This window comes from Gluconacetobacter asukensis, from assembly GCF_014174375.1.
GTDB classification, from domain to species: Bacteria; Pseudomonadota; Alphaproteobacteria; order Acetobacterales; family Acetobacteraceae; genus Gluconacetobacter; species Gluconacetobacter asukensis.
This window is the reverse complement of sequence record NZ_JABEQE010000001.1, coordinates 288,818-312,800: the sequence shown is the minus strand read 5'-3', so window position 1 is coordinate 312,800 and position 23,983 is coordinate 288,818. Positions and strand designations below refer to the sequence as shown.

At 67.0% G+C, this 23,983-nt stretch carries 21 protein-coding genes and 1 other RNA gene; 18 read left to right on the top strand and 4 right to left on the bottom strand.

Annotated features, from left to right (window positions below; all coding sequences use genetic code 11):
• Positions 1 to 136: 136 nt before the first annotated feature.
• The 3 genes from fumC to HLH35_RS01415 all read left to right on the top strand — a co-directional run bounded on the left by fumC (position 137) and on the right by HLH35_RS01415 (position 4,004).
• Positions 137 to 1,585 (top strand): class II fumarate hydratase, encoded by a 1,449-nt coding sequence (fumC, locus tag HLH35_RS01425; protein ID WP_182977422.1) that lies wholly within the window; start codon positions 137 to 139, stop codon positions 1,583 to 1,585.
• A gap of 488 nt (positions 1,586 to 2,073) precedes the next feature.
• Complete coding sequence (locus HLH35_RS01420) at positions 2,074 to 3,147, top strand: quinone-dependent dihydroorotate dehydrogenase (RefSeq protein ID WP_408870077.1); 1,074 nt, start codon at positions 2,074 to 2,076, stop codon at positions 3,145 to 3,147.
• Positions 3,147 to 4,004 (top strand): TIGR01459 family HAD-type hydrolase, encoded by an 858-nt coding sequence (locus tag HLH35_RS01415; RefSeq protein WP_182977604.1) that lies wholly within the window; start codon positions 3,147 to 3,149, stop codon positions 4,002 to 4,004. Before HLH35_RS01420 ends, HLH35_RS01415 begins: the two co-directional genes overlap by 1 nt.
• Positions 4,005 to 4,137: 133 nt before the next feature.
• Here the strand turns inward: HLH35_RS01415 and HLH35_RS01410 are convergent, their stop codons facing one another.
• On the bottom strand, positions 4,138 to 4,722 hold the full coding sequence (locus HLH35_RS01410; protein ID WP_182977421.1) for a YqgE/AlgH family protein: 585 nt from the start codon (positions 4,720 to 4,722) through the stop codon (positions 4,138 to 4,140).
• A 117-nt stretch (positions 4,723 to 4,839) separates the two neighbouring features.
• On the opposite strand from HLH35_RS01410, the gene HLH35_RS01405 reads away from it, so the two are divergent.
• The 3 genes from HLH35_RS01405 (at position 4,840) to HLH35_RS01395 (ending at position 7,006) form a co-directional block, all read left to right on the top strand.
• On the top strand, positions 4,840 to 5,598 hold the full coding sequence (locus HLH35_RS01405) for an SDR family NAD(P)-dependent oxidoreductase (protein ID WP_182977420.1): 759 nt from the start codon (positions 4,840 to 4,842) through the stop codon (positions 5,596 to 5,598).
• Positions 5,599 to 5,600: 2 nt separating this feature from the next.
• On the top strand, positions 5,601 to 6,515 hold the full coding sequence (locus HLH35_RS01400; protein ID WP_182977419.1) for a PPK2 family polyphosphate kinase: 915 nt from the start codon (positions 5,601 to 5,603) through the stop codon (positions 6,513 to 6,515).
• An 80-nt stretch (positions 6,516 to 6,595) separates the two neighbouring features.
• A complete protein-coding gene (locus tag HLH35_RS01395; protein WP_246384781.1) occupies positions 6,596 to 7,006 on the top strand; it encodes a DUF3465 domain-containing protein in 411 nt (136 codons plus the stop codon).
• Between the two features lie 183 nt (positions 7,007 to 7,189).
• On the opposite strand, the gene clpA is transcribed toward HLH35_RS01395, so the two are convergent.
• A complete protein-coding gene (gene clpA / locus HLH35_RS01390) occupies positions 7,190 to 9,523 on the bottom strand; it encodes an ATP-dependent Clp protease ATP-binding subunit ClpA (protein ID WP_182977417.1) in 2,334 nt (777 codons plus the stop codon).
• Between the two features lie 323 nt (positions 9,524 to 9,846).
• Complete coding sequence (clpS, locus tag HLH35_RS01385; protein ID WP_182977602.1) at positions 9,847 to 10,254, bottom strand: ATP-dependent Clp protease adapter ClpS; 408 nt, start codon at positions 10,252 to 10,254, stop codon at positions 9,847 to 9,849.
• Positions 10,255 to 10,556: 302 nt separating this feature from the next.
• On the opposite strand from clpS, the gene HLH35_RS01380 reads away from it, so the two are divergent.
• The 9 genes from HLH35_RS01380 to folB all read left to right on the top strand — a co-directional run bounded on the left by HLH35_RS01380 (position 10,557) and on the right by folB (position 19,310).
• Complete coding sequence (locus HLH35_RS01380; RefSeq protein ID WP_182977416.1) at positions 10,557 to 11,696, top strand: D-alanyl-D-alanine carboxypeptidase family protein; 1,140 nt, start codon at positions 10,557 to 10,559, stop codon at positions 11,694 to 11,696.
• A gap of 113 nt (positions 11,697 to 11,809) precedes the next feature.
• Positions 11,810 to 12,619 (top strand): type I methionyl aminopeptidase, encoded by an 810-nt coding sequence (map, locus tag HLH35_RS01375; RefSeq protein ID WP_182977415.1) that lies wholly within the window; start codon positions 11,810 to 11,812, stop codon positions 12,617 to 12,619.
• A 71-nt stretch (positions 12,620 to 12,690) separates the two neighbouring features.
• Positions 12,691 to 14,478, top strand: coding sequence for a gamma-glutamyltransferase (ggt, locus tag HLH35_RS01370; protein ID WP_220790482.1), 1,788 nt, complete (start codon positions 12,691 to 12,693; stop codon positions 14,476 to 14,478).
• A 253-nt stretch (positions 14,479 to 14,731) separates the two neighbouring features.
• Positions 14,732 to 14,828, top strand: an RNA gene (gene ffs / locus HLH35_RS01365) — signal recognition particle sRNA small type.
• 86 nt (positions 14,829 to 14,914) lie between these two features.
• A complete protein-coding gene (locus HLH35_RS01360; protein ID WP_182977414.1) occupies positions 14,915 to 16,960 on the top strand; it encodes a DNA polymerase III subunit gamma/tau in 2,046 nt (681 codons plus the stop codon).
• Between the two features lie 13 nt (positions 16,961 to 16,973).
• A complete protein-coding gene (locus tag HLH35_RS01355) occupies positions 16,974 to 17,297 on the top strand; it encodes a YbaB/EbfC family nucleoid-associated protein (protein WP_182949653.1) in 324 nt (107 codons plus the stop codon).
• A gap of 25 nt (positions 17,298 to 17,322) precedes the next feature.
• The gene (gene recR, locus HLH35_RS01350; protein ID WP_182977413.1) at positions 17,323 to 17,919 is read left to right on the top strand and encodes a recombination mediator RecR; all 597 of its coding nucleotides are present in this window, start codon (positions 17,323 to 17,325) and stop codon (positions 17,917 to 17,919) included.
• Between the two features lie 171 nt (positions 17,920 to 18,090).
• Positions 18,091 to 18,882: an SDR family oxidoreductase gene (locus tag HLH35_RS01345; RefSeq protein ID WP_182977412.1), complete on the top strand. Its 792-nt coding sequence runs from the start codon at positions 18,091 to 18,093 to the stop codon at positions 18,880 to 18,882.
• Positions 18,883 to 18,902: 20 nt separating this feature from the next.
• Entirely contained in the window at positions 18,903 to 19,310 is a 408-nt protein-coding gene (gene folB, locus HLH35_RS01340) for a dihydroneopterin aldolase (protein WP_182977411.1), read from the top strand.
• Positions 19,311 to 19,507: 197 nt separating this feature from the next.
• Here folB and HLH35_RS01335 read toward each other — a convergent pair whose 3' ends face one another.
• A complete protein-coding gene (locus HLH35_RS01335) occupies positions 19,508 to 19,834 on the bottom strand; it encodes a TIGR02300 family protein (RefSeq protein WP_182977410.1) in 327 nt (108 codons plus the stop codon).
• Positions 19,835 to 20,038: 204 nt separating this feature from the next.
• On the opposite strand from HLH35_RS01335, the gene aroA reads away from it, so the two are divergent.
• The 3 genes from aroA (at position 20,039) to rpsA (ending at position 23,983) form a co-directional block, all read left to right on the top strand.
• Complete coding sequence (gene aroA / locus HLH35_RS01330) at positions 20,039 to 21,379, top strand: 3-phosphoshikimate 1-carboxyvinyltransferase (RefSeq protein ID WP_408870082.1); 1,341 nt, start codon at positions 20,039 to 20,041, stop codon at positions 21,377 to 21,379.
• The gene (gene cmk, locus HLH35_RS01325; RefSeq protein ID WP_182977408.1) at positions 21,376 to 22,032 is read left to right on the top strand and encodes a (d)CMP kinase; all 657 of its coding nucleotides are present in this window, start codon (positions 21,376 to 21,378) and stop codon (positions 22,030 to 22,032) included. Before aroA ends, cmk begins: the two co-directional genes overlap by 4 nt.
• 235 nt (positions 22,033 to 22,267) lie before the next feature.
• Positions 22,268 to 23,983, top strand: coding sequence for a 30S ribosomal protein S1 (rpsA, locus tag HLH35_RS01320; protein ID WP_182977407.1), 1,716 nt, complete (start codon positions 22,268 to 22,270; stop codon positions 23,981 to 23,983).

Here is a 23,983-nt window from a genome sequence, read left to right as displayed (position 1 = left end):
ATGCTTGCGATTCATGCCGAATTGGTGATGGGGGATTCGGTGGACGGTGAGTCGGTCGGGGTGGCACCGTGCCGCGGACGGCTGGCCGGATATGCCGGTCGTGGCGACGTGATCTGACGTGACGGAGGATGACGACATGTCCGAATACCGACTGCATTCCGATCTGCCGATCGGCCTGAATGCGCAGGGCGAGCGGCAGGAGCATGACGCGCTGGGCGCGCTGCCGGTGCCGGCCGACCGCTATTGGGGGGCGCAGACGCAGCGCAGCCTGATTCATTTTTCGATCGGCACCGACCGCATGCCGCTGGAACTCTGCCGGGCCTATGGTCTGGTGAAGAAGGCGGCGGCGTTGGTGAACCAGGAGGCCGGGCGCCTGCCCGACTGGAAGGCTGCCGCCATCATGCAGGCGGCGGACGAGGTCGCGGACGGGCGGCTGGACGCGCATTTTCCATTGTTCGTCTGGCAGACCGGGTCAGGTACGCAGACCAACATGAACGTCAACGAGGTGATCGCCAATCGTGCGATCCAGTTGCTGGGTGGCGAGCCGGGAAGCCAGAAGCCGATTCACCCCAATGATGATGTCAATATGGGGCAGTCCAGCAACGACACTTTTCCCACCGCCATGCATGTGGCGACGGTGCGCGGGATCGATGCGGGCCTGCTGCCGGAACTGGACGCGCTGGCCGGGTTGATCGAGGCCCGGTCACGCGAATGGCAGGATGTCGTGAAAGTCGGCCGCACCCACCTGCAGGATGCGGTGCCGCTGACGGTCGGTCAGGAATGGTCGGGCTGGGCGCATCAGATTCGCGATGCCATGCGTGCCGTGCAGGCCGCGCGTGAAAGCGCGCTGGAGCTGGCGGCCGGCGGTACGGCGGTGGGAACCGGGCTGAACGCGCCGGCGGGTTTCGGGAAGGCGATCGCGGCCCGGCTGGCGGAACTGACCGGTGCTGCGTTCGTGACCGCGCCCAATAAATTCGCAGCCCTTGCCGGGCTGGATGCGATGGTGCGCGTGTCGTCCGCCATTCGCGGATGCGCCGTGGTGCTGATGAAGATCGCCAACGACATGCGCTGGCTGGGCTCCGGTCCGCGATGCGGATTGGCGGAACTGTCCCTGCCGGCGAACGAGCCGGGGTCGTCGATCATGCCGGGCAAGGTCAATCCGACCCAGTGCGAGGCCATGGTCATGATCTGTACCCAGATTCTGGGCAACGATGCCGCTGTGGCCTTCGCGGGCAGTCAGGGGCAATTCGAACTGAACGTGATGCGTCCGGTCGTGATCGCGAACGTGCTGCATTCCCTGCGCATACTGGCCGATGGCTGCCGGTCGTTCCGGACCTTCTCGGTGGAGGGGACGCAACTGAATCTCGAGCGGATTCGCCGCTATGTCGAAGGATCGGTGATGCTGGTGACAGCGCTGACGCCCGCCATCGGTTACGACCGGGCCTCGGCGATCGCGCATGACGCGATGGAGCATGATCTGTCGCTGCGCGACGCGGCCTTGCGATCGGGGCTGGTGAATGCGGAAACGTTCGACCGTCTGGTGCGGCCGATCGATATGGTAGGCCACGGAATAGCCGGCGCCTGAAAGCCTGACTGGAAATGCGCGCTGGTGGCGATCCGACGCGCGTTTCCTGCGCTCCGATGCTCACGACCTGAAGGTCGCTCCGCTTCGGTGCTCGGAAACCCACGACGGGCGTGCCGCTGCGCGGCACTCTCGCTCACCAGCCCCCATTTCCAGTCAGGCTTTTGAGAGGCATCCTTTGATGCTTCGCTGGCGGCGATCCGACGCCCGTTTCCTGCGCTCCGATGCTTACGAGTTGAAGGTCGCTCCGCTTCGGTGCTCGGAGACACGCGACGGGCGTGCCGCTGCGCGGCCCTCTCGCTCACCAGCCCACATTTCCGGGCAGACTCTTTGCGGCTGATTGGTGATGCGTAATGGTGGCTCGGGCTTACCGGCCCACCTTTTCAAGCAGGCTCTGACAATTTCATCGTGATCGTGAGACCGGGCGCCGGGCGGGGTTTTTCCCGCGAGGCCCTTTTAACGTCCGGGGATGTACGGCAGAAAATCGGGTCATGATGGATATCGTGTCGAATATGCTGATGAAGCTGGTGCGGCGGCTGGACCCTGAGGACGCGCATCGCCTGGCCCTGGATGCCCTCATGCTCGGTCTGGGGGGCGGCAATGGCTCGGGCCGGGACGATCCGGCCCTGTCGGTGCGGGCGATGGGGCTGCGCTTTCCCAACCCGATCGGCATTGCCGCCGGTTTCGACAAGAACGCCCAGGTGATCCGGCCGCTGGCGCGGATCGGGTTCGGCTTTGTCGAGGCCGGAACGGTGACGCCGCTGCCGCAGGAAGGTAACCCGCGTCCGCGCCTGTTCCGGTTGACGGAAGACCGGGCGATCATCAACCGCATGGGTTTCAACAACCAGGGCATCGACCGGTTCGCGGTCCGCATGGCGCGGCTGCACAAGCTGCCTGCCAAGGGCAATGGCGCCGGCGCACGGGTGCCGGTGGGGGCCAATCTGGGCATCAACAAGAATGGTGCCGACCCCGAGCGCGACTATCCCCGTCTGGTCGGGCGCGTGAAGCATTATGCGGACTATATTGTACTGAACCTGTCATCGCCCAACACGCCCGGCCTGCGTGACCTGCAGCAGGCCGACCGGCTGCAGGCGATCCTGCAGGCGATCGGCGAGGCCCATCCCGACCGGCCGCCACTGCTGGTCAAGCTGGCGCCCGATCTGGCCCGCGACGATATCGGGCCGGTGATCGAGGCCGTGATTGCCGGTGGCGCGCAGGGTGTGACCGTGACCAACACCACGATCTCGCGGCCCGACGGGTTGCGCAGCCCCCATGCCGGCGAAACCGGCGGCCTGTCGGGGCGCCCGCTGCGCCCCCTGGCCGAGACGGTGCTGCGCGACGTGGCGCAGATTGCCGCCGGGCGGCTGACGCTGGTGGCTTGTGGCGGGATCGAGACCGGGGCCGATATCGTGGACCGGGTGCGTGCCGGGGCCGACCTGGTGCAGCTTTATAGTGCCTTCGCCTATGAGGGGCCGGGGATTGTGCGGCGCCTGAAGCGTGAGACGGTTCGTGCCCTGAATGCCGAAGGGTTCGAGACGCTGGCCGACGCGAAGGGGACCGCATGATGCGCTTTCTCGACGGGATCGCGCCGCTGGCCGGGCAGTATGACGGTTTTATCGTCGATCTCTGGGGTGTCATTCATGATGGTGTCAGCCCCTATCCGGGGGCGCGGGACTGTCTGGCGGCGCTGCGCGCGGCGGAGCGGCGTGTCGTGCTGCTATCCAACGCGCCACGGCGGGTGTCGGTGGTGCGCGAGGGGCTGCGTGCCATGGGGATAGCGGACGATCTGTACGACGGGGTGATGACCAGCGGCGAATATACGCGCGGCCTGCTGGCCGAACGTACCGACCCCTGGTTTGCCGGTCTGGGGCGCCGGATGCTGCATCTGGGGGCGCCGAAAGACTATAATCTGTTCGAAGGGCTGGATCTGGAGCGGGTCGAAGATCCGGCTGATGCGGATTTCATCCTGAATACCGGACCGAACCCGGAGCAGGGCGAGGGCGACCCTGCTCCCTATCTGCCGTTGCTGGACGCCTGTGCCGCACGCGGGCTGAAGATGGTGTGCGCCAATCCGGATATGGAAGTGATCCGTGCCGGCCGGCGGCTGATCTGCGCCGGCTTGCTGGCCAGCCTGTATGAGCAGAAAGGCTGCGCCGTCCGCTGGATCGGCAAGCCGCATCCGGAGGTCTATGGCCCTGTCCTGCGCATGCTCGACGTACCGCGCGAGCGCGTGCTGGCGGTCGGTGACGCGCTGGCCACCGACATGCGCGGAGCAAAGGCAATAGGGGTCGATGGCTGCTGGGTGCTGGGCGGCATCCACCAGGAGATGATCGGCGACGACACGGCACTGGCCGAAGCGGAAGCCTCTTCGGCAGGGCTGGCCCCAGTGGCCTGCGTGCCGGCCTTCCGCTGGGCAGCCTGAGCGACGCTCAGGTGCCAGTGTTCGGGCGTTGTCCGAACCCAGCAGGCGTTACACTCTGATTCGTTGATACGAAAAGATAACGAAGAGCCTGATCGGAAATGCGCGTCGGATCGCCGCCAGCGCGCATTTCCGATCAGGCGCGGCCGGTTTGGTGGGTTAGGTGCATCGGGTCTATGTTGATGGTTGCCAGGGCTTGGCGCCATTTGGCGCCGTGGTCCAGCCCGAAGAGGATTTCGTCGCTGGGCGGGGCGGGTAGCCAGGCATTGTGGCGGATGATCTCGTCTTCCAGTTGATCGTCGCACCAGCTTGCATGGCCCAGGGCCAGCAGGGCGTTGCGGGGGCCGGCGCCGTCGGCGATTTCGCGCAGTACATCCAGGCTGGCGGTCAGCGTCGTGCCATTATCGACCGACAGGCTGCTATCGCCGATCCAGTCCGAGGAATGCAGCACAAAGCCACGGCCGCCATCCACCGGGCCGCCGGCGCACAGCGCGATCCGACGGCGCGGGGGCACCGGATCGATGCCGAGCCGTTCCAGCACGTCATCCAGGCCTGGTTGCGACAATCGGCGATTGACGATCAGCCCCATCGCGCCTTCTCCGGGCACATGGGCGCACAGATAGATCACGGTGCGGGCGAAGGGGCTGTCCGCCAGGGCCGGGGAGGCGACAAGCAGGGAACCGGTGAGGGAGTCAGCCGAGGTCTGGGAGAGGGGAAACATCACCTTGTACATAGAACAAGAACCGCCGGGCATTGCAACCGCGGCATGTCGATTTGCGGCGGCGGGGCGATTGGCGCTTAAATATTCGCGACAGAATGGCCATGGGAGCATCCGGCGATGACGAAGATTGTTTTGGTGACGGGGGCAACGGCAGGTTTCGGCAAGGCGATTGCGGAACGGCTGGTGCATGACGGATATCGGGTGATTGCCACCGGGCGCCGCCGCGACCGGCTGGAGGCGCTGGCCGGGTCGCTCGGGACGGCGCTGCTGCCGCTGGTGCTGGACATGGATGACAGCGCCGCCCTGCGCGCGCTGCCCGCCAGCCTGCCGGACGGATGGCAGGAAGTGGATATCCTGATCAACAATGCCGGCCTGGCGCTGGGCATGGGCAAGGCGCAGGACAGCGCGGTCGCGGACTGGCGGCAGATGATCGAGACCAATATCGCCGGGCTGGTCGAGATTACGCACGCCCTGCTGCCCGGCATGGTGGCGCGCGATCGGGGGCATATCGTCTCGATCGGCAGCACTGCCGGCACCTATCCGTATCTGGGCGGCAACGTCTATGGCGGCACCAAGGCGTTCGTGGCGCAGTTCATGCGCAATCTGCGCTGCGACCTGCTGGGCACCAGGGTACGGGCGACGAACCTGGAGCCGGGCCTGTGCGGGGGCAGCGAATTCAGCAATGTGCGTCTGCGTGACGATGCCAAGGCGGCCGCCGTGTATCAGGACACGCACCCGATTCAGCCCGAGGACATCGCCGAGACCGTGGCGTGGGTGCTGGGACTGCCGGCGCATGTCAACATCAACCGTATCGAGATGATGCCGACCTGTCAGGCGGCCGGTGGGCTGGCCGTGGCGAGGGGGCTGGAGGTCTGACGGTGGGTGAGAACGCGCTCGACCTGAAGACAGTGCTGCATCGCTGCCGGGTCGAGGAGGGTGCGCGTTTCGACCTGGCGGACCATCCGACCCGCATCGCGGGGATCGCGGATATCGACAAGGCGGCGGGCAAGCACATGCTGCGTCATGGCGTGAAGCGCCTGTCGGCCTTGCAGGAGCTGCTGTACGCCAACGGCACCTGGTCGCTGCTGCTGGTCTTCCAGGCGATGGATGCCGGTGGCAAGGACGGGATGATCAAGCATGTGATGTCCGGGGTGAATCCCCAGGGCGTGACGGTGACGTCCTTCAAGCAGCCGGGGCCGGTCGAGCTGGCGCATGATTATCTGTGGCGAGTGCATCTGGCGGCGCCCTCCAGCGGGCGGATCGGGATCTTCAATCGCAGCCATTACGAGGAAGTTCTCGTTACGCGGGTGCATCCCGAACTGCTGGTCCGGCAGAAGATTCCGGCCCCGCTGCGCGATGGCACGATCTGGGAAGAGCGGTATCGCGACATACGGCATTTCGAACATTACCTGTCGCGGCAGGGGACGGTGGTGCTGAAATTCTTCCTGAACCTGTCGAAGGAAGAGCAGCGGAAACGCTTCCTGCGGCGGATCGACCAGGATGAGAAGCACTGGAAATTCTCGGTCTCGGATGCGCGGGAGCGGGAGCATTGGGATGCCTACCGCAATGCCTATCGCGAGGCGATCTGCAATACCGCCCAGCCCAGCGCCCCGTGGTTCGTGATTCCGGCCGATCGGAAATGGATGGCGCGGCTGCTGGTGATGGAAACGATCATCGCGGCGCTGGAGGGGCTGAAGCTGAGCATTCCCGACCCGGCGCCCGACATCGTCCGCGACATGGCGGCGGTGCGCCGCGAACTGGAAGCGCAGGCGCCGAAGGCGAAGCACGCATGATGATGGAACGGAGTGGATCTTCGCGCATGGATCATAAGGGCTGGCGGGTGTGGGCGGTCATCGCGGGTGCTGTCTTCGCGATGAGCCTGCACAGCGCGCAGGCGCAGGAGGCCATCGGGCCCGCCTGCGACAACCGGCATTTCCTGGCGGTGCAGCAGGCGTTCGAGGGCGGATCGCTGCGTGGAGACCAGCCGGTGCATGTCTGTGGCCGGGTGATCGCGGTCTCGCGTCAGCGCCGGACGCGCAGCGGCTGGCATGGTTATTTCTATGTCGATGTCGGGCAGGGTGTGTCGATCCGCATCGTGTCGGACCTGGACCGGATGGCTGCGCCGGCCTGGCCGTGGGTCGCCAAGGGGGATGCGGTCGATGTCGTGGGCCGGTACTATTACGACAATCCGCGTAGTCAGGGCATCGACTGGACCCATCATGGCACGGGCCGGACATGGGGCATGCCGGGATATGTCGCCGTTAATGGCGCGCGGTATCAGTGAATAGGTGTGGGTGGGTTTTGCGGGGCTCTGCCCCACGCCCCGCCAAAGGGCAGGCGCCCTTTGGAAACCCATTCGTTATCGGATGATTGGGGTGCGGGGCGGAGCCATGGTTATCGGATAAAAGAAGGGCCGCGCGGCTTGTGCCGTGCGGCCCTCTTTATAGGTCCCCGCTGGGGCGGGGGGTCAGTTCGCGGTTTCGGATTCCCGCTCGCTGCCCTCGTCGCCCTCGGTGGCAGTCTCGCCATTGGCTTCGATATATTCGAAATCCAGCGCGCCATCCTTCAGCGTGATCTTGACCGCGCCACCCTTGACCAGCCGGCCGAACAGCAATTCCTCGGCCAGCGGCTTCTTGATGTTCTCCTGGATCACCCGGCCGAGCGGACGGGCGCCGTAGAGGCGGTCGTAACCGCGTTCGGCCAGCCATTCCTTGGCCGCCGACGAGATTTCGATCGTGACGTTGCGGTCGGCAAGCTGGGCTTCGAGCTGGAAGACGAACTTCTCGACCACCCGACCCACGATCTCGGGCGTGAGGTTGGCGAAGGGGATGATCGCATCCAGGCGGTTGCGGAACTCCGGGGTGAAGATGCGCTTGATCGCTTCCTCATCCTCGCCCTCCCGCGTGTCGCGGCCGAAGCCGATCGCTTCCTTGTTGAGGTCCGCCGCCCCCGCATTGGTCGTCATGATCAGGACCACATTGCGGAAATCGACGGTCTTGCCGTTATGGTCGGTCAGGCGACCATGGTCCATGACTTGCAGCAGGACATTGTACAGGTCGGGATGCGCCTTCTCGATTTCGTCCAGCAGCAGCACGGCATGCGGATGCTGGTCGATCGCGTCGGTCAGCAGGCCGCCCTGGTCGAAGCCGACATAGCCCGGCGGGGCACCGATCAGGCGCGAGATCGAGTGGCGCTCCATATATTCGGACATGTCGAAGCGGACCAGCTCGATGCCCAGCGTCTTGGCCAGCTGCTTCGCCACCTCGGTCTTGCCCACGCCGGTCGGGCCGGAGAACAGGTAGTTGCCGATCGGCTTTTCCGGATCACGCAGGCCGGCGCGTGACAGCTTGATAGCGGCTGTCAGGGCCTCGATCGCGCGGTCCTGGCCGTAGACCATGCCCTTGAGGTCGCGTTCGAGGGTGCGCAGCGTCTCCTTGTCGTCCGACGACACGCTCTTGGGCGGGATGCGGGCGATCTTCGCCACGATGTCCTCGACATCCTTCAGGGTCACGGTCTTGCGGCGCCGGTTCTCGGGCACCAGCATGCGCGAGGCCCCGACCTCGTCGATCACGTCGATCGCCTTGTCCGGCAGTTTGCGGTCATGGATGTATTTCGCCGCCAGTTCTACCGCGCCGCGAATCGCCTCCTCGGTGTAGCGGACCTTGTGGTGGCGTTCGTAATTGCCCTTCAGGCCGCGCAGGATCTTGACCGCGTCCTCGACCGACGGTTCGGCGACGTCGATCTTCTGGAAGCGGCGGACCAGAGCGCGGTCCTTCTCGAAATGCTGGCGGTACTCCTTGTAGGTCGTGGAGCCGATGCAGCGCAGCGTGCCGGCCGCGAGCGCGGGCTTCAGCAGGTTGGAAGCGTCCATCGCCCCGCCGGAGGTCGCGCCCGCGCCGATCACGGTATGGATCTCGTCGATGAAGAGGATGCTGCCCGGATTATTGTCCAGTTCGGTAACGACCGCCTTCAGCCGCTCCTCGAAATCGCCGCGATAGCGGGTGCCGGCCAGCAGCGCACCCATATCCAGCGAATAGATCGTGGATTTGAGCAGCACTTCGGGCACGTCGCCTTCGACGATGCGCTTGGCCAGCCCCTCGGCGATGGCCGTCTTGCCTACGCCCGGATCGCCCACATAGAGCGGGTTGTTCTTGGTGCGGCGGCACAGGATCTGGATCGTGCGCTCGATTTCCGAATCGCGGCCGATCAGCGGATCGACCTTTCCGTCCTCGGCCTTGCGGTTGAGGTTGGTGCAGTAGGCGCTCAGCGCGTCCTGATTCTTCTGGCTGCCCTTGCCGCGTTCCTCGCGCTCGCCCTCCGGATTCTCCTGCGCGCTGCCGGTGATCGGGCGGCGTGTGGACCGGTCCGGCGCCTTGGCGATGCCGTGCGAGATGAAATTGACCGCGTCGAGCCGCGTCATGTCCTGAAGCTGCAGGAAATAGACGGCATGGCTTTCGCGTTCGGCGAACAGGGCGACCAGCACGTTCGACCCCGTGACCTCGTCGCGGCCGGTGGACTGGACGTGGATGGCGGCGCGCTGGATCACGCGCTGGAAGGCGGCGGTGGGCTTGGGATCGACCGTCCGGTCGGATGCCAGCCCCGCCAGGTCCTTGTCGAGGAATTCGGTCAGGTCCGACCGCAGCTTGTCGAGATCGACGCCGCAGGCGCGGAAGACCGTCACCGCGTCGCTGTCATCGACGAGGGCCAGCAGCAGATGTTCCAGGGTCGCATATTCGTGACGCCGATCCCCAGCTAGGGTCAGGGCACGGTGAAGCGTCTGTTCGAGATTGCGTGACAACATCCGTGACGCTCCTTTTCCTGGGCCGGACACGAACCCGACGGGTTGGGCCGGTCGAACAGGACCATATTTGGTGTGTTTTGGACGGAAAGCCAGTGGAAAGAACGATAAAGTTCTGACGGGGGCGCGCAGGTGCCGCATGGCTGCGACAGGGTGGGCTTTTCGCACGCCGCATGCGCCCGCGCGCGTGGGCCGGAGGGGAGGGACGCTGCCGGCGGCATGCCGGGCGTCCGGTTCGGGCCGAGCGGCCCGAATGGCCGGAGATAGGTTGCAAAAACAACGACCTGGCGAAGATCGTGCGCTAAATCCACGAGGTGGGATTCAGCCTAGTCTTTCTCGATCGTGCATTGCAGCGGGTGCTGGTTCTGCCGCGCCAGGTCCATCACCTGTGTCACCTTGGTCTCGGCGACCTCGTAGGTGAAGACGCCGCAGACGCCGACGCCGCGCTTGTGGACATGCAGCATGATGTCCGTCGCTTCCTCGCGCGATTTCTGGAAGAACCGTTCGAGGACATGCACGACGAATTCCATCGGCGTGTAATCGTCGTTCAGCATCAGGACCTTGTACATCGCCGGCTTGCGCGTCTGCGGCCGGGTGCGGACGACGACGCCGATCGTGGGGGAATCGGGATTGTCCGGATCGGAATCCTGTCCGTTGCCATCGCGTCGGGTCGGGTTGTTGCCGCCATGCGCCCACACCGGACCCGCCGCGACTGTGACGCGCGGGCCGATCATGGGACGGACAGGGGAAAATGCTGCTGTCATGGTCATACCATATTGGATCGGCATCGTGGGTTGGAAGAGCGAAGCGGGGGAATTTTAAGCATGGCTGGGCCCGCTTTCGATGATGAAATCCACCGGAAGCGGCGCATGGCTGCCTGTTCCCGCTTGCGGCCGGGCGTGGGCACCACTGAAAAGACTGTATTTTCTTCCCCTTATCGTGGTTTTCTCTGGACGGGTTCCGAAAAAAGGCCATAAAGTTGACGGATGATGCGGATCCTGTAACGAGGGGACAGGCGGTGGCCGACGGAGCATGGATGGACGAGAAGCGGGGATGGCTCGCCCACCTGCGTCGCGCTGTGGTGTCTCTCGTTCCTGACGGCGCGCGCCGTCAGGACGGTCGGGGGCGCACCCTGCGCCTGTCCGTTGGTCTGGCGGCCGGATATCTGGCCACGACCGTGGTCGCCACGCCCCGTGCCCATGCCCAGTATGTCGGCCAGATCAGTTCCATCGTCATGGACGCCCGCACGGGCGCCGTGCTGTCGCAGAGCAACCCCGACCTTCAGCGCTTTCCCGCCAGCCTGACAAAGTTGATGACGCTCTACATGGCTTTCAAGGCCATGCGGGGCGGGCAGATCACGCTCGACCAGTCGGTGCCGGTTTCGGCCCATTCGGCCTCGATGGAGCCGTCGAAGCTGGGGCTGGTGCCCGGCAGCTACCTGACGGTGGAGCAGGCGGTGCTGGGACTGGTGACCAAATCGGCCAATGATGCCGCCTGCGCGCTGGGTGAATTGCTGGGCGGGGGGGACGAGACCCGGTTCGCCGATCTCATGACCCGCCAGGCGCGGACGCTGGGCATGGTCAACACGACCTTTCGCAATGCCTCGGGGCTGCCGAACGAGGAGCAGATGACCTCGGCGCGCGATCTGGCGGTTCTGACCCGGCAGATCATCACCGAATTCCCGGAATATTATCATTATTTCTCGGTTCCGGCCTTCTATTTCCACGGTCGTCAGGTGCCCAACCATGATCCGATGCTGCGGATCTATCCGGGCGCCGACGGGCTGAAGACGGGCTATACGGTCCTGGCCGGGCGCAATCTGGTCACCTCGGCGGTTCGCGAGAATGTGCGGCTGATCGGCGTGGTGCTGGGGGCGCGGAGCAATCCGCAGCGCAGTGCCCTGATGGCCGGTATCCTCGATGACGGTTTCCGCCAGGAAGGCGTGGCCGATGTGCGCCGGCCGCTGGTGCTGGCGCGTGGGACCCATCGCCGGGCTGCGATCATGCTGGCCGCCGCGACGCGTGGCAGCGGCGGGCCGGAGCAGGTGGCCGAACTGCCGAGCACGCCCCATCATCGTGCCGGGACGCACCATGGGCGCGCCCATGCCCCCGTGCATATGGTCGCGGCTGGCCATGCAGGCCACGCAACGCGCCGGCGTGGGCGCAGCCACGGCTGAGGCGAGGGGACGAGCGGCGCGTTGCCCTTGCCTAGCGGCCCTGTCCCGCGCATTTATCCCCGAGAGTTGATGGTGCCGTTCTGCGGCCGATGAACAAGCGAGGGGGCATCGTTATGGATGGTGACACGGACGCGCGGCGCGTGATCCTGCATACGCAAGAGGATTTCGTCGGCATGCGGGCGGCGGGCCAGCTGGCGGCGCGTACGCTGGACATGATCGTGCCGCATGTTCGCGCGGGCGTGACGACCGGAGAGCTGGACCGGCTGATTCATGATTTCATGATCGCGCACGGGGCCACGCCGGCGACCCTGGGCTATCGCGGCTATCCGAAATCGAGCTGCATCTCGCTCAATCATGTCGTGTGCCACGGTATTCCGGGCGATCGGCAGTTGCAGGATGGCGATATCCTGAACATCGACGTGACCGTGATCCTGGACGGCTGGTTCGGCGACACCAGCCGCATGTACACGGTCGGCGCGGTGCCGCGGAAAGCCGAGAAGCTGATCGAGGCGACCTATGAGGCGCTGATGCTGGGCATCGCCCAGGTGCGTCCGGGCAATACGCTGGGCGATATCGGGTACGCGATCCAGGAATTCGCCGAATCGCATCGTTTTTCGGTGGTGCGCGATTTCTGCGGCCATGGCATCGGCCGCACCTTCCATGCCGCGCCGAATGTGCTGCATTACGGCCGCCCTGGCCAGGGGCTGGTGCTGCGTCCGGGCATGTTCTTCACCATCGAACCGATGCTCAATGGCGGCCGGCCGGACGTGAAAGTGCTGGATGACGGCTGGACGGCGGTGACGCGCGACCGTTCGCTGTCGGCTCAGTTCGAACATATGCTGGGCGTGACCGAGGATGGGTGCGAAATCTTCACGCTTTCGCCCGCCGGTCTGGACCAACCGCCTTATACGGTCACGGCCTGATCCGATCACGGCCTGATCCGATCACGGCCGGGCGTTCGTGACGGAAATCCCTTATCCTTGAAAGGTTTGTAATGCGCTTTCCCCCGTTTCGAGTCCGCTGTGCGTCCCTCATGCTGGCGGGGTCGATGCTGGCGGCGCTGCCCGCCGGGGCGGCGCCGGCGACGCAGGGGGATGTGCTGACCTTCGGCCCGGCGCAGGCTGCCCTGCCGTCGCTGGCGCCGGCGCAGGGGGCGCATGGCATGGTCGTGTCGGCCCAGCATCTGGCCTCGGAGGTCGGGGCGCATATTCTGGCGCAGGGCGGCAATGCGGCGGATGCGGCGGTGGCGGTGGCCTATGCGCTGGCCGTGGTCTATCCGGCGGCGGGCAATATCGGCGGCGGCGGCTTCATGACGCTGCGCGCGCCCGACGGGCATACGGTCTTCATCGATTTCCGCGAACATGCGCCGCTGGCCGCGACCGCGACCATGTATCAGGACGCCAAGGGTACCGTCGTGCCCAACCTGTCGATCGTGGGCTGGAAGGCCGTCGCGGTGCCGGGAACGGTGGCGGGTATGGATATGATCCTGCATCGCTGGGGGCATATGACGCGCCAGCAGGTGATGGCGCCCGCGATCGCGCTGGCGCGGGACGGTTTTGTCCTGGCCGAGGGCGATGTGCAGTTGCTGAACACGTCGACCGCCGATTTCGCCCGCGATCCCGAGGCGCGGCGGATCTTCCTGCGGCCGGACGGCACGCCGTTGCAGGTCGGCGACCGTCTGGTGCAGGCCGACCTGGCCGACAGCCTGTCGCTGATCGCGCGGAGCGGGGCGGCGGCCTTCTATCGCGGGCCGATTGCCGATGCGATCGTCCAGGCCAGCACGGTCGGGGGCGGCATTCTCCAGGCCGAGGATTTCCGCCGCTACGCGCCCCGCGTGCTGCCGACGCTGACCTGCTCCTATCGCGGCTACAAGGTCGATACGGCCCCGCCGCCCAGCGGCGGCGGCGTGGCGCTGTGCGAGATGCTGAACATTCTCTCGGGCTATGACATGCACAAGCTCGGCCTGTACAGCGCGCCCGCGGTGCAGCGCGAGGTGGAGGCGATGCGCCGCGCCTATGCCGACCGGCAGGATCTGGGCGACCCGGCCTTCGTGCAGAATCCGGTGACGCATCTGATCGACCCGAGCTATGCGCGGCAGGTGCGGGCGGCGATTCCCGCCGATCGCGCGGTGCCCTCGGCCGCGCTGACGCCCGGCCAGATCGAGCTCGAGAAGCACGAGACGACCCAGTTTTCGGTTGCCGACGACAAGGGCATGGCGATTTCGGTGACCTATACGCTGAACGGCTGGTTCGGCGCGAAGGTGATCGGGGGACATACCGGCATCTTCCTGAATGACGAGATGGACGATTTCTCGTCCCGTCCGGGCGTGCCCAACATGTTCGGCATTGTCGGCAGCGCCGCCAATGCCATCGCGCCCGGCAAGACGCCGCTTTCGTCGATGTCGCCCACCATCCTGTCGCGCAACGGCAAGCCGGTCATGGTGATCGGCAGCCCGGGCGGATCGCGCATTCCCACCATCGTGCTGTCCGCGATTCTGGGCGTGGTGGATTACGGGCTGGATATCCAGCAGGCGGTGGACCTGCCGCGCATCCACGAGCAATGGCAGCCCGAGCCGGTCGAGATCGAGGAGGGCGCGTTGACCGATGCGGTGGCGGCGACGCTGCAGCAGGAGGGATACAAGCTGGCGCCGCATGCGCCGTGGGGCGTGGCCGAGGGTATCCTGGTCGGCGCGCCGCGCCTGGGCGCGCGGCCTGTTGGGACGGCGCGTTATTTCGGTGGCTTCGACCGGCGGCATCCCGGTGGGGCGGCTGTCGGGGAGTAAAGGCTGGTCCCGTGCCGGCTCTGCCGGCACGGGAAATGTTTCTTCTCCCGGTCGCGCGATTCGGCCCGCATAGGGGCGAGCCGGCGTCGTGCGATCGGCCCGGAGGGATTTTGGCTTCGGGGTTTATGGTAATAAAATCAAAAGATTGATGGATTTCTGATCTCCGGGATGCGTCGGTGGCATGTTGAAACCGGCCTGCCGGCCCGTTGGCCCCCTTGTGCCCGCCACCCGTTTGCGTGCTAAGAAGGCGGTGGGAGACCGGCAACGGACGGGCGCCTTGCCAACCCGGTCAGGTCCGGAAGGAAGCAGCCGCAGTGAGTTTCGCCCGGGTCGTCTGTCCGGTCTCCCACCTCGGGATTTCAGTGGTCCCTGAGATTTCAGTTTTCGATGATGCCGCCGCCCCGGATGCGGTGCTGCGCTCTCTCCGGAAATCGTGATGACCGTGTCTTCGGACCAGGATGTTTCCGGGGACCCGGACCTGCCGCTTCCGCCCGATTCGGGCATGGGCCTGTTCGGGGACGCCCCCGCGCCCGCCGCCCAGAAGGCGCCCGCGCCCATGCAGGGCCCCTATCGCGTGCTGGCGCGCAAATATCGCCCGACCACCCTCGATGACCTGATCGGCCAGGATTCTACCGTCCGTATCCTGCGCAATGCCTTTGCGCTGGGGCGGGTGGCCCATGCCTTCATGCTGACGGGCGTGCGCGGGGTGGGCAAGACGACTACCGCGCGCATCATTGCCCGGGCGCTGAATTGCGTCGGGCCGGATGGTCATGGCGGGCCCACCGCCGATCCGTGCGGGGTGTGTGCCAATTGCGTGGCGATTCTGGCCGATCGCCACCCCGACGTGCTGGAGATGGACGCGGCTTCGCGCACCGGCGTGGACGATGTGCGCGAGATCATCGAGGCCACGCGCTTCCGCCCGATGCAGGGGCGGATGAAGGTCTTCATCATCGACGAGGTCCACATGCTGTCGCGCAACGCGTTCAACGCGTTGCTCAAGACGCTGGAGGAGCCGCCGGCCCAGGTCACGTTTATCTTTGCCACCACCGAACTGCGCAAGGTGCCGGTGACGGTGCTGTCGCGCTGCCAGCGATTCGACCTGCGCCGTGTGCCGCAGGCCGAGCTGGCGGCCCATTTCGGCCGGATCGCCCGGGCTGAGGGCGCGGCGTGCACACAAGACGCGCTGGCACTGATCGCCCGCGCCGCCGACGGGTCGGTGCGTGACGGGCTGTCGTTGCTGGATCAGGCGATTGCCCAAGGTAGTGCCGAGGCGGATGGCGGGCCGATCGGCGCCGAGCGTGTGGCGGACATGCTGGGGCTGGCCGATCGCGGCCGGGTGTTCGACCTGCTGGAAGCCGTGCTGTCGGGCCAGCCGGACCGGGCGCTGACCATTACCGACGAAGCCCATGCCCGTGGCGCCGATCTGGGCGTGATGCTGGGCGACCTGCTGGAGCTGATCCACACCGTCTCGCGCCTCAAGGCCGTGCCGGCGCTGCGTCAGGCCGCCGATCTGCCGGAGGCCGAGCGCGAGCGGGGCGGGACACTCGCCGACAGGCTGTCGGTGCCGGTGCTGGGGCGGACCTGGCAGATGCTGCTGAAGGGCCTGTCGGAGGTCGAGATGGCGGCCGACCGGCGCCAGGCGGCTGAAATGGTGCTGATCCGCCTGTGCTATGTGGCCGACCTGCCGCCGCCTGGCGATCTGGTGCGGCGCCTGACCGAAGGGGGGGCTTCTGCTGCTGCCGGCCCGGCGGTGCGGAGCGGGGCATCCGATGGCGGGCCGGGTGCGAGCGGCGGCGGGATGGCGGTGGCGGCTTCCGGCATGGCGGCCCCCGGGCGGCCGGGTGGCGGGCAGGTGATGGCCCATGGCGGGTTGCGGATGGTGGCCAATGGCGGCGTGCGGATTGCCGACCCGGCGGGCGACTCGGTTGCCGACCCGGTGGTGCCGGAGGCTCCAGGCGAACGTCCGGACGCGCCGCTGCCGGAAGACGATACCCCGCCCGCGCTGACGACATGGCGCGCGGTCATGGCCTTCGTGTCCGGGCGCGACCCCAAGCTGCATGGACATATGCTGCATTCCACCCATCTGGTCGCCTTTGCGCCGCCGCGCATCGATATCCGGGTGCAGCGCGCCGGCCTGCCGGGGCTGGCGCGGCGGCTGGAAGCCCTGCTGCGCCGGGAGACCGGGCAGGAGGAATGGGAGATTCGGTCCTCGACCGAGGAGGGGCAGGCGACGCTGGCGGAACAGGGTGCCCAGATCATCCAGTTCCATCGTGCGGCGGCCGAGAGCCACCCGCTGGTGCGGGCGATCTTCGCGCGCTTTCCCGACGCCGTACTCGGGGCGGTGACCGATCATTCCCTTGACGATTACGGGCTGCCGCCCGAAGAGGCGGCATCCGTCACGCTGGCGCCGGATCTGGAATTCGCCCCACTCGATGCCGAACTGGTGGACGAGGACGATCTGGACGCGGGCGACGAGAGGTAAGGAGAGACAGTCGATGAAGAATCTTGCCGGGCTGATGAAGCAGGCCACCCAGATGCAGGCGCGCATGGAAGAGATGCAGTCCAAGCTGGAAGGCATGACGATCGAGGGCAGTGCCGGGGCCGGCATGGTGCAGGTGACGCTGAATGGCAAAGGCGACATGAAGGCCATCAAGGTCGACCCCAAGCTGGCCGATCCGAACGAGATGGAAATGTTGCAGGACCTGATCGTCGCCGCCTGTGCCGATGCGCGCAAGCTGCTGGACGAGCGCGCGTCCGAGGAAATGAAGAAGGTCACGGGCGGGCTGAACCTGCCGGCGGGCCTGAAGCTGCCGTTCTAAGAACCAGATCGGGTCAGGCGGGCGCATGGGCGGAGCGGACATCGAACGGCTGATCGCGCTGCTGGCGCGTCTGCCGGGACTGGGGCCGCGTTCGGCCCGGCGCGCGGCGCTGGCGCTGCTGCGCCAGCCGCAGACGCGCATGCTCCCGCTGGCCCAGGCGATGGAGCAGGCGGCGCGCTCGGTGCGGACCTGCTCCAGCTGCGGCAATCTGGATACGCACGACCCCTGCGGCATCTGCGCCGATCTGGCGCGCGACCGGGCGGTGGTCTGCGTGGTCGAGACGGTGGGCGATCTGTGGGCGCTGGAGCGTGCCTGCGTGCATCGCGGTGTCTATCAGGTGCTGGGCGGCACGCTGTCGGCGCTGTCGGGCACCGGACCGGACGATCTGAACGTGGCGCCGCTTCTGGCGCGGCTGGAAGAGGGCGGCGTGCGCGAGGTGATCCTGGCGCTGGGGGCGACGGTCGAGGGGGCCGCGACGGCGCACTGGCTGCAGGACCGTCTGGCGGCCTATGATGTGCCGGTCAGCCGCGTCGGGCAGGGCGTGCCGATGGGCGGTGCCCTCGACGTGCTGGATGATGGGACGCTCGCCGCCGCTTTGACGGCCCGAAAAATCTATTCGTAAACGCATGCTGGCGGCGATCCGACGCGCGTTTCCTGTGCTCCGGTGCTCACGGCCCACAAGGCCGCTCCGCTCCGGTGCTCGGAAACACACGCCGGGCGTGCCGCTTTGCGGCACTCTCGCTCGCCAGCCTGCGTTTTCGAACAGATTTTTGGAGACTATGTGAAGAGGGGGATGACGATGTGGCCGGTTTCTGAGGCGATCCCCCGGGTTGCTTTTGTGACGGGTGGGGCGGTGCGGCTGGGGCGGGCCATTGCGCTGGCGCTGGCGGATGCGGGCTTTGACGTCGCCATTCATTATCGTTCGGGGGACGATGAGGCCCGGCGGACGGTGGAAGATATCGTGGCGCGTGGGCAGCGTGCCTGCATGCTGCGGGCCGATCTGGCCCATGAAGCCGAGGTGACGCCGCTGATCGCGCGGGTGCGGGCGGAGCTGGGGCCGATCGGGGTGCTGGTGAACAATGCCAGCACCTTCGAGCGTGACGAATGGTTCGACGCCACCCGTGCTGGCTGGGATGCGCATCTGGAGCCCAATCTGCGCGCGCCCTTCGTGCTGACGCAGGCCTTCGCGGGGCAGGTGCCCGAAGGGGCCGAGGGCATGGTGCTGAACATGCTCGACGAGCGTGTCTGGTCGCTGACGCCGCATTTCGTCAGCTATACGGTTTCGAAATCCGCGCTATGGACGCTGACGCGTACCATGGCGCTGGCGCTGGCGCCAAGGCGCATCCGGGTCAATGCCATCGGGCCTGGCCCCGCGCTGCCCAGCCCGCGCCAGAGCGTGGAACAGTTCGCGCGGCAATGCGCCTCGGTGCCGATGGGGCGGGGGACCTGCCCCGACGAGGTCGCGCGGGCCGCATTGTCGCTGCTGTGCCTGCCTTCGGTGACCGGGCAGATGCTGGCGCTGGATGGCGGGCAGCATCTGCAATGGTCGCCGGCCCCCCCGTCCGGCCACACCCCGGAAGAGTAACCAGAACAAAAGGCCGTTCGATGTCCATTTTCGCCGCCTGGCCGGTTCAGCCGCCGTTGCGCCGCGTGTTCCTGAAGGACATGGTGCTTCAGGCCAATATCGGGATCTATCCCCACGAGCAGGGCGTCACCCAGCGTATCCGGGTCAATATCTCGTTCGGCGTGCCGGACGAGCCGGGGCTGGCGGTCGGCCGCGACGATCTGAGCCGCACCGTGTCGTATGAACGGATCGTGCTGATGGTGCGGCGGATCATCGCCGAGGGCCATGTGCGGCTGGTCGAGACGCTGGCCGAGCGAATCGCGGTCGGCGTGCTGGCCGACGAGCGGGTGCACGTGGTGCGAGTGCGGGTCGAGAAGCTGGACATCTTCGACGATCTCGATGCCGTGGGCGTCGAGATCGAACGCTGGCAGCCCGCCGAACAAGGATAAAAGGCTGATCCAAACCAGTCGATGCTGAGCAAGAGCGGCCCGACGGGCCGCGGCCAGCGTGTGTTTTTGAGCATCGCAGCGCAGCGCAGCGGCCTTGTCGGCCGTGAGCCGCGAAGCGCAGAAAACGCGCGTTGGATTGCCAGCAGCGGCTGGTTTGGATCAGCCTTTGGCCCCCGCCCGAAGGCGGGGGGAGGGCGTCAGTTATCGTGCTCGTCGGAGTCGGTGCTGACGTCGATGTCGGCGCTGATCTCGTCGTCATCGTCGTCGAGGTCCGACGTATCTTCCATCACGTCGTCATCGGCCTCGTCGTCGGTATCCAGATCGACGGCGGTATCGATGTCACCGTCCTGGGCCTTTTTCGGGCTCTCGGGGACGGCATCGGCGGGGGTACGGCGCGGGCGGGGCACATCCGCCGGTTGCTCGGTGCCGCATTTCGGGCAGACGACCGGGCTTTTGCCCAGATCGTAGAAACGGGCGCCGCAGGAGACACAGACGCGCTTGGTGCCGAGATTAGGCTGGGCCATGCTTGAAACCTGTCGATCCTGGAGTGGGTTGGACAAAAGCCGCGGCGAAGGCTGCTCAGGGCGGAGCCCCATGCCAGCTTGCGCGCCGCATGTCAAACCGCGATCGTGGCATCTGCGACATTACGGCGTTTTTTGATGTCGGGATGCACGCCGGTAATTGACTTCGCCGCGAACAATCCGGAAGGGATTGGTCCCATGGAAAGCATGAATGCCCCCGCCTCGCGCCCGCTGACCGTCCGTTCGGCGACGACTCCTCTCTCCGGGTCCGTCGCGGTGCCGGGCGACAAGTCGATCAGCCACCGCGCGCTGATGTTCGCGGCGCTGGCGCGCGGCGAAACCGGGATCACCGGCCTGCTGGAAGGCGAGGACGTGCTGCGCACCGCCGCCGCCATGCGGGCCCTGGGCGCCACCGTTACGCGTGTGGCGCCGGGCACCTGGCAGGTAACGGGCCAGGGGCTGGGCGCGTTGCAGGAGCCGGACGACGTGCTGGACATGGGCAATTCCGGCACCGCGGCACGGCTGCTGTCCGGCATCCTGGCCAGCCACGGCATCTTTTCGGTCATGACCGGTGACGGCAGCCTGCGCGGCCGGCCGATGAAGCGGGTGATCGACCCGCTGTCGGCCACGGGCGCGCGCTTCACCGCCCGTTCGGGCGGGCGGCTGCCGCTGGCGATCGAGGGCGTGGCCGACCCGGCGCCGCTTTCCTACCGCCTGCCGGTGGCCTCGGCGCAGGTGAAGTCGGCCGTGCTGCTGGCCGGGCTGAATGCCGCCGGCACCACGCGCGTCGAGGAGCCGGTGGCGACGCGCGACCATACGGAAAACATGCTGCGCCATTTCGGCGCCGAGGTTTCGGTCGCCTCGCTGGGAGCCGGCGGGCGCGTGATCACCCTGACCGGCCGGCCGGAACTGGTGGCGCGGGACGTGGCGGTGCCGGGCGACCCGTCATCGGCCGCGTTCGTGCTGGCGGCGGCGCTGCTGGTGCCCGGATCGTCGGTGACGGTGCGGGGCGTGGGGCTGAACCCGTTGCGCACCGGCCTGTTCACCACCCTGCGCGAGATGGGCGCCGACCTGCGCCTGTCGAACGAGCGGGTCGAGGGCGGCGAGCCGGTCGGCGACCTGACGGCGGTGGCGGGCCCGCTGCATGGCGTGGACGTGCCGGCCGAGCGGGCGCCCTCGATGATCGACGAATATCCGATCCTGGCCGTTGTCGCCGCCCATGCTACCGGCCCGTCGCGGTTCCGGGGGCTGGAGGAGCTGCGCGTGAAGGAAAGCGACCGCCTGTCGGCCACCGTGGCGCTGTTGCAGCGGAACGGCGTGAGCGTGGACGTGGTGGGGGACGACATGCTGGTCACCGGCACGGGCGGGGCGGTGCCTGGCGGCGGGCTGGTCGAGACCCGCATGGATCACCGCCTGGCCATGAGCGCCACGGTGCTGGGCCTGGTCGCGGCCCAGCCGGTGCAGGTGGACGACACGGCCTTTATCGATACGAGCTTCCCCGGCTTCATCGCGCTGATGAACAGCATCGGCGCGGGGCTGGCGGCATGAGCCGCGCGCTGGTCATTGCCGTCGACGGCCCGGCGGCGGCCGGCAAGGGCACGCTGGCCCGCCGGCTGGCCGACGCGCTGGGCCTGCCGTACCTGGATACCGGGCTGCTCTATCGCGCGGTCGGGCGGCGGATGCTGGATGCCGGGCTGGACCCGGCGGCCCACCCGGCCGACGAACAGGCGCGGCGGGTCACGCCAGAGGATCTGAAGCGCGGCGATCTGCGGGTGCCGGAAGTCGATCGTGCGGCCAGCCTGGTCGCCGCCCAGCAGGCGGTGCGGGCGATCCTGGTCGATGTGCAGCGTGATTTCGCCCGCGCGGCGGGCGGCGTGCTGGATGGGCGGGATATCGGCACCGTCATTTTCCCCGATGCGCAGGTCAAGCTGTTCATCACCGCCTCGCCCGCCGCGCGGGCCCGCCGGCGGTGGGAGCAACTGGCGACCGATCTCCATGCCCCCGACCGCGAGGCCCAGATCGCGCGGGTCGAGGCGGAACTGGTGGCGCGCGACGCCGCCGATGCCGGCCGCGCGGTGGCGCCGCTGAAGGCCGCCGCCGACGCGGTGGTGATCGATACCGACCATCTGACGGCCGAACAGGTGCTGGTCGAGGCGCTGCGGGTGGTGCGCGTGCGGGCCGGGGCTCTCGGCACCGTGTAGGCGGATTTCGCGCGGCGGGGGCTGATCTGTGCCGGTTTGTGTTGACAGGCCGGGGTGCGAGGGTGTCTGTGCATGCCACGCGCGGTTCCTCCCTGGGGCGCGCTGATGCATCGGCCGTCAGGCATGTCGCGACAAGGGTCGTGGACCAAGCCGGGCAAGTCGTTCCGCCGTTGACCGGCGGTGCGCAAGACATCCGGTCCGCCCGCCGTGCCGGAGACAGGATTTACGGTACCTCATGGCTTCAGCCACCTTACAGTCTGCCACCGACCATTTCGGCGGTGAAGATTTCGCGACCCTGCTGGACGAGACCCTCGGCCGCGATACCGCGTTCGACGGTTCGGTCGTCACCGGCCGCGTCGTGCGCCTGACCGACGAATTCGCCATCGTCGATGTCGGCCTCAAGAGCGAAGGGCGCGTGGCGCTCAAGGAATTCGGCCCGCCGGGCGTGTCGCCGGACGTGAAGCCGGGTGACGTCATCGAACTGTTCGTCGAACGGTACGAAGACCGCGACGGCTCGATCGTCCTGTCGCGCGAGAAGGCGCGTCGCGAGGAAGCCTGGACGAACCTGGAAAAGGCGTTCGAGAGCAACCAGCGCGTCAACGGCACGATCTATGGCCGTGTCAAGGGTGGCTTCACGGTCGACCTCGGCGGCGCCATGGCCTTCCTGCCGGGCAGCCAGGTCGATATCCGCCCCGTGCGCGACGTCACCCCGCTGATGGGCGTGCCGCAGCCGTTCCAGATCCTGAAGATGGACCGGGCGCGCGGCAACATCGTCGTCTCGCGCCGTGCGGTGCTGGAAGAGACGCGTGCCGAGCAGCGCAGCGAGCTGATCCAGGGCCTGAAGGAAGGCATGATCCTGGACGGCGTGGTCAAGAACATCACCGACTACGGTGCGTTCGTCGACCTGGGCGGCGTGGACGGCCTGCTGCATGTCACCGACATCGCCTGGAAGCGCATCAACCACCCGTCCGAGGCTCTGCAGATCGGCCAGCCGGTTCGCGTGCAGGTTATCCGCTTCAACCCGGATACGCAGCGCATCTCGCTGGGCATGAAGCAGCTCGAGGCTGATCCGTGGGAGAACGTGGCGATCAAGTATCCGCCGGGTGCCCGCTATTCCGGCCGCGTCACCAACATCACCGACTACGGCGCGTTCGTCGAGCTGGAGCCGGGTGTCGAGGGTCTGGTGCACGTCTCCGAAATGTCCTGGACGAAGAAGAACGTCCATCCGGGCAAGATCGTCGCGACCTCGCAGGAAGTCGACGTCATGGTCCTGGATGTGGACAGCGGCAAGCGTCGCATCTCGCTGGGTCTGAAGCAGGTGCAGCGCAACCCGTGGGAGCAGTTCGCCGAGGAGCACAAGATCGGCTCCACGGTCGAGGGCGAGATCCGCAACATCACCGAGTTCGGCCTGTTCATCGGCCTGTCCGCGGACATCGACGGCATGGTTCACATGTCCGACCTGTCGTGGGACGAAGCCGGCGAAGTCGCCATGACCCACTACGAGAAGGGTCAGGTCGTTCAGGCGAAGGTGCTGGATGTCGACGTCGAGAAGGAACGCATCTCGCTGGGCATCAAGCAGCTGCATGAAGACCCCGCCGCCGACGCGCTGGGCAAGGTGCAGAAGGGCGCGATCGTGACCTGCATCGTGACCGCCGTGCAGTCGAACGGCGTCGAGGTGAAGGTTGACGACGTGCTGACCGGCTTCATCCGCCGCGCCGAGCTGGCGCGCGACAAGGCCGACCAGCGTCCGGAGCGCTTCGCCGTTGGCGAGAAGGTCGACGCGAAGATCGTGTCGGTCGATCGTGCGGCCCGCAAGCTGGCCCTGACCATCCGCGGCCGCGAGGTCGAGGAAGACAAGCAGGCGATCAACGAGTACGGCTCGTCCGACAGCGGCGCCTCGCTGGGTGACATCCTGGGTGCGGCGATCCGTCGTCGTAACGCCGAGGTCTGA

Bases quoted from the DNA above. Each gene is read 5' to 3' on its own strand.
- recR (WP_182977413.1), top strand. From the start codon at position 17,323: ATGGGCGGAGCGGACATCGAACGGCTGATCGCGCTGCTGGCGCGTCTG.
- HLH35_RS01360 (WP_182977414.1), top strand. From the start codon at position 14,915: ATGACCGTGTCTTCGGACCAGGATGTTTCCGGGGACCCGGACCTGCCG.
- fumC (WP_182977422.1), top strand. From the start codon at position 137: ATGTCCGAATACCGACTGCATTCCGATCTGCCGATCGGCCTGAATGCG.
- HLH35_RS01420 (WP_408870077.1), top strand. From the start codon at position 2,074: ATGATGGATATCGTGTCGAATATGCTGATGAAGCTGGTGCGGCGGCTG.
- rpsA (WP_182977407.1), top strand. From the start codon at position 22,268: ATGGCTTCAGCCACCTTACAGTCTGCCACCGACCATTTCGGCGGTGAA.
- ggt (WP_220790482.1), top strand. From the start codon at position 12,691: ATGCGCTTTCCCCCGTTTCGAGTCCGCTGTGCGTCCCTCATGCTGGCG.
- HLH35_RS01355 (WP_182949653.1), top strand. From the start codon at position 16,974: ATGAAGAATCTTGCCGGGCTGATGAAGCAGGCCACCCAGATGCAGGCG.
- HLH35_RS01380 (WP_182977416.1), top strand. From the start codon at position 10,557: ATGGACGAGAAGCGGGGATGGCTCGCCCACCTGCGTCGCGCTGTGGTG.
- HLH35_RS01415 (WP_182977604.1), top strand. From the start codon at position 3,147: ATGCGCTTTCTCGACGGGATCGCGCCGCTGGCCGGGCAGTATGACGGT.
- cmk (WP_182977408.1), top strand. From the start codon at position 21,376: ATGAGCCGCGCGCTGGTCATTGCCGTCGACGGCCCGGCGGCGGCCGGC.
- HLH35_RS01335 (WP_182977410.1), bottom strand. From the start codon at position 19,834: ATGGCCCAGCCTAATCTCGGCACCAAGCGCGTCTGTGTCTCCTGCGGC.
- folB (WP_182977411.1), top strand. From the start codon at position 18,903: ATGTCCATTTTCGCCGCCTGGCCGGTTCAGCCGCCGTTGCGCCGCGTG.
- HLH35_RS01345 (WP_182977412.1), top strand. From the start codon at position 18,091: ATGACGATGTGGCCGGTTTCTGAGGCGATCCCCCGGGTTGCTTTTGTG.
- HLH35_RS01405 (WP_182977420.1), top strand. From the start codon at position 4,840: ATGACGAAGATTGTTTTGGTGACGGGGGCAACGGCAGGTTTCGGCAAG.
- HLH35_RS01410 (WP_182977421.1), bottom strand. From the start codon at position 4,722: ATGTTTCCCCTCTCCCAGACCTCGGCTGACTCCCTCACCGGTTCCCTG.
- HLH35_RS01395 (WP_246384781.1), top strand. From the start codon at position 6,596: ATGAGCCTGCACAGCGCGCAGGCGCAGGAGGCCATCGGGCCCGCCTGC.
- aroA (WP_408870082.1), top strand. From the start codon at position 20,039: ATGAATGCCCCCGCCTCGCGCCCGCTGACCGTCCGTTCGGCGACGACT.
- map (WP_182977415.1), top strand. From the start codon at position 11,810: ATGGATGGTGACACGGACGCGCGGCGCGTGATCCTGCATACGCAAGAG.
- clpA (WP_182977417.1), bottom strand. From the start codon at position 9,523: ATGTTGTCACGCAATCTCGAACAGACGCTTCACCGTGCCCTGACCCTA.
- clpS (WP_182977602.1), bottom strand. From the start codon at position 10,254: ATGATCGGCCCGCGCGTCACAGTCGCGGCGGGTCCGGTGTGGGCGCAT.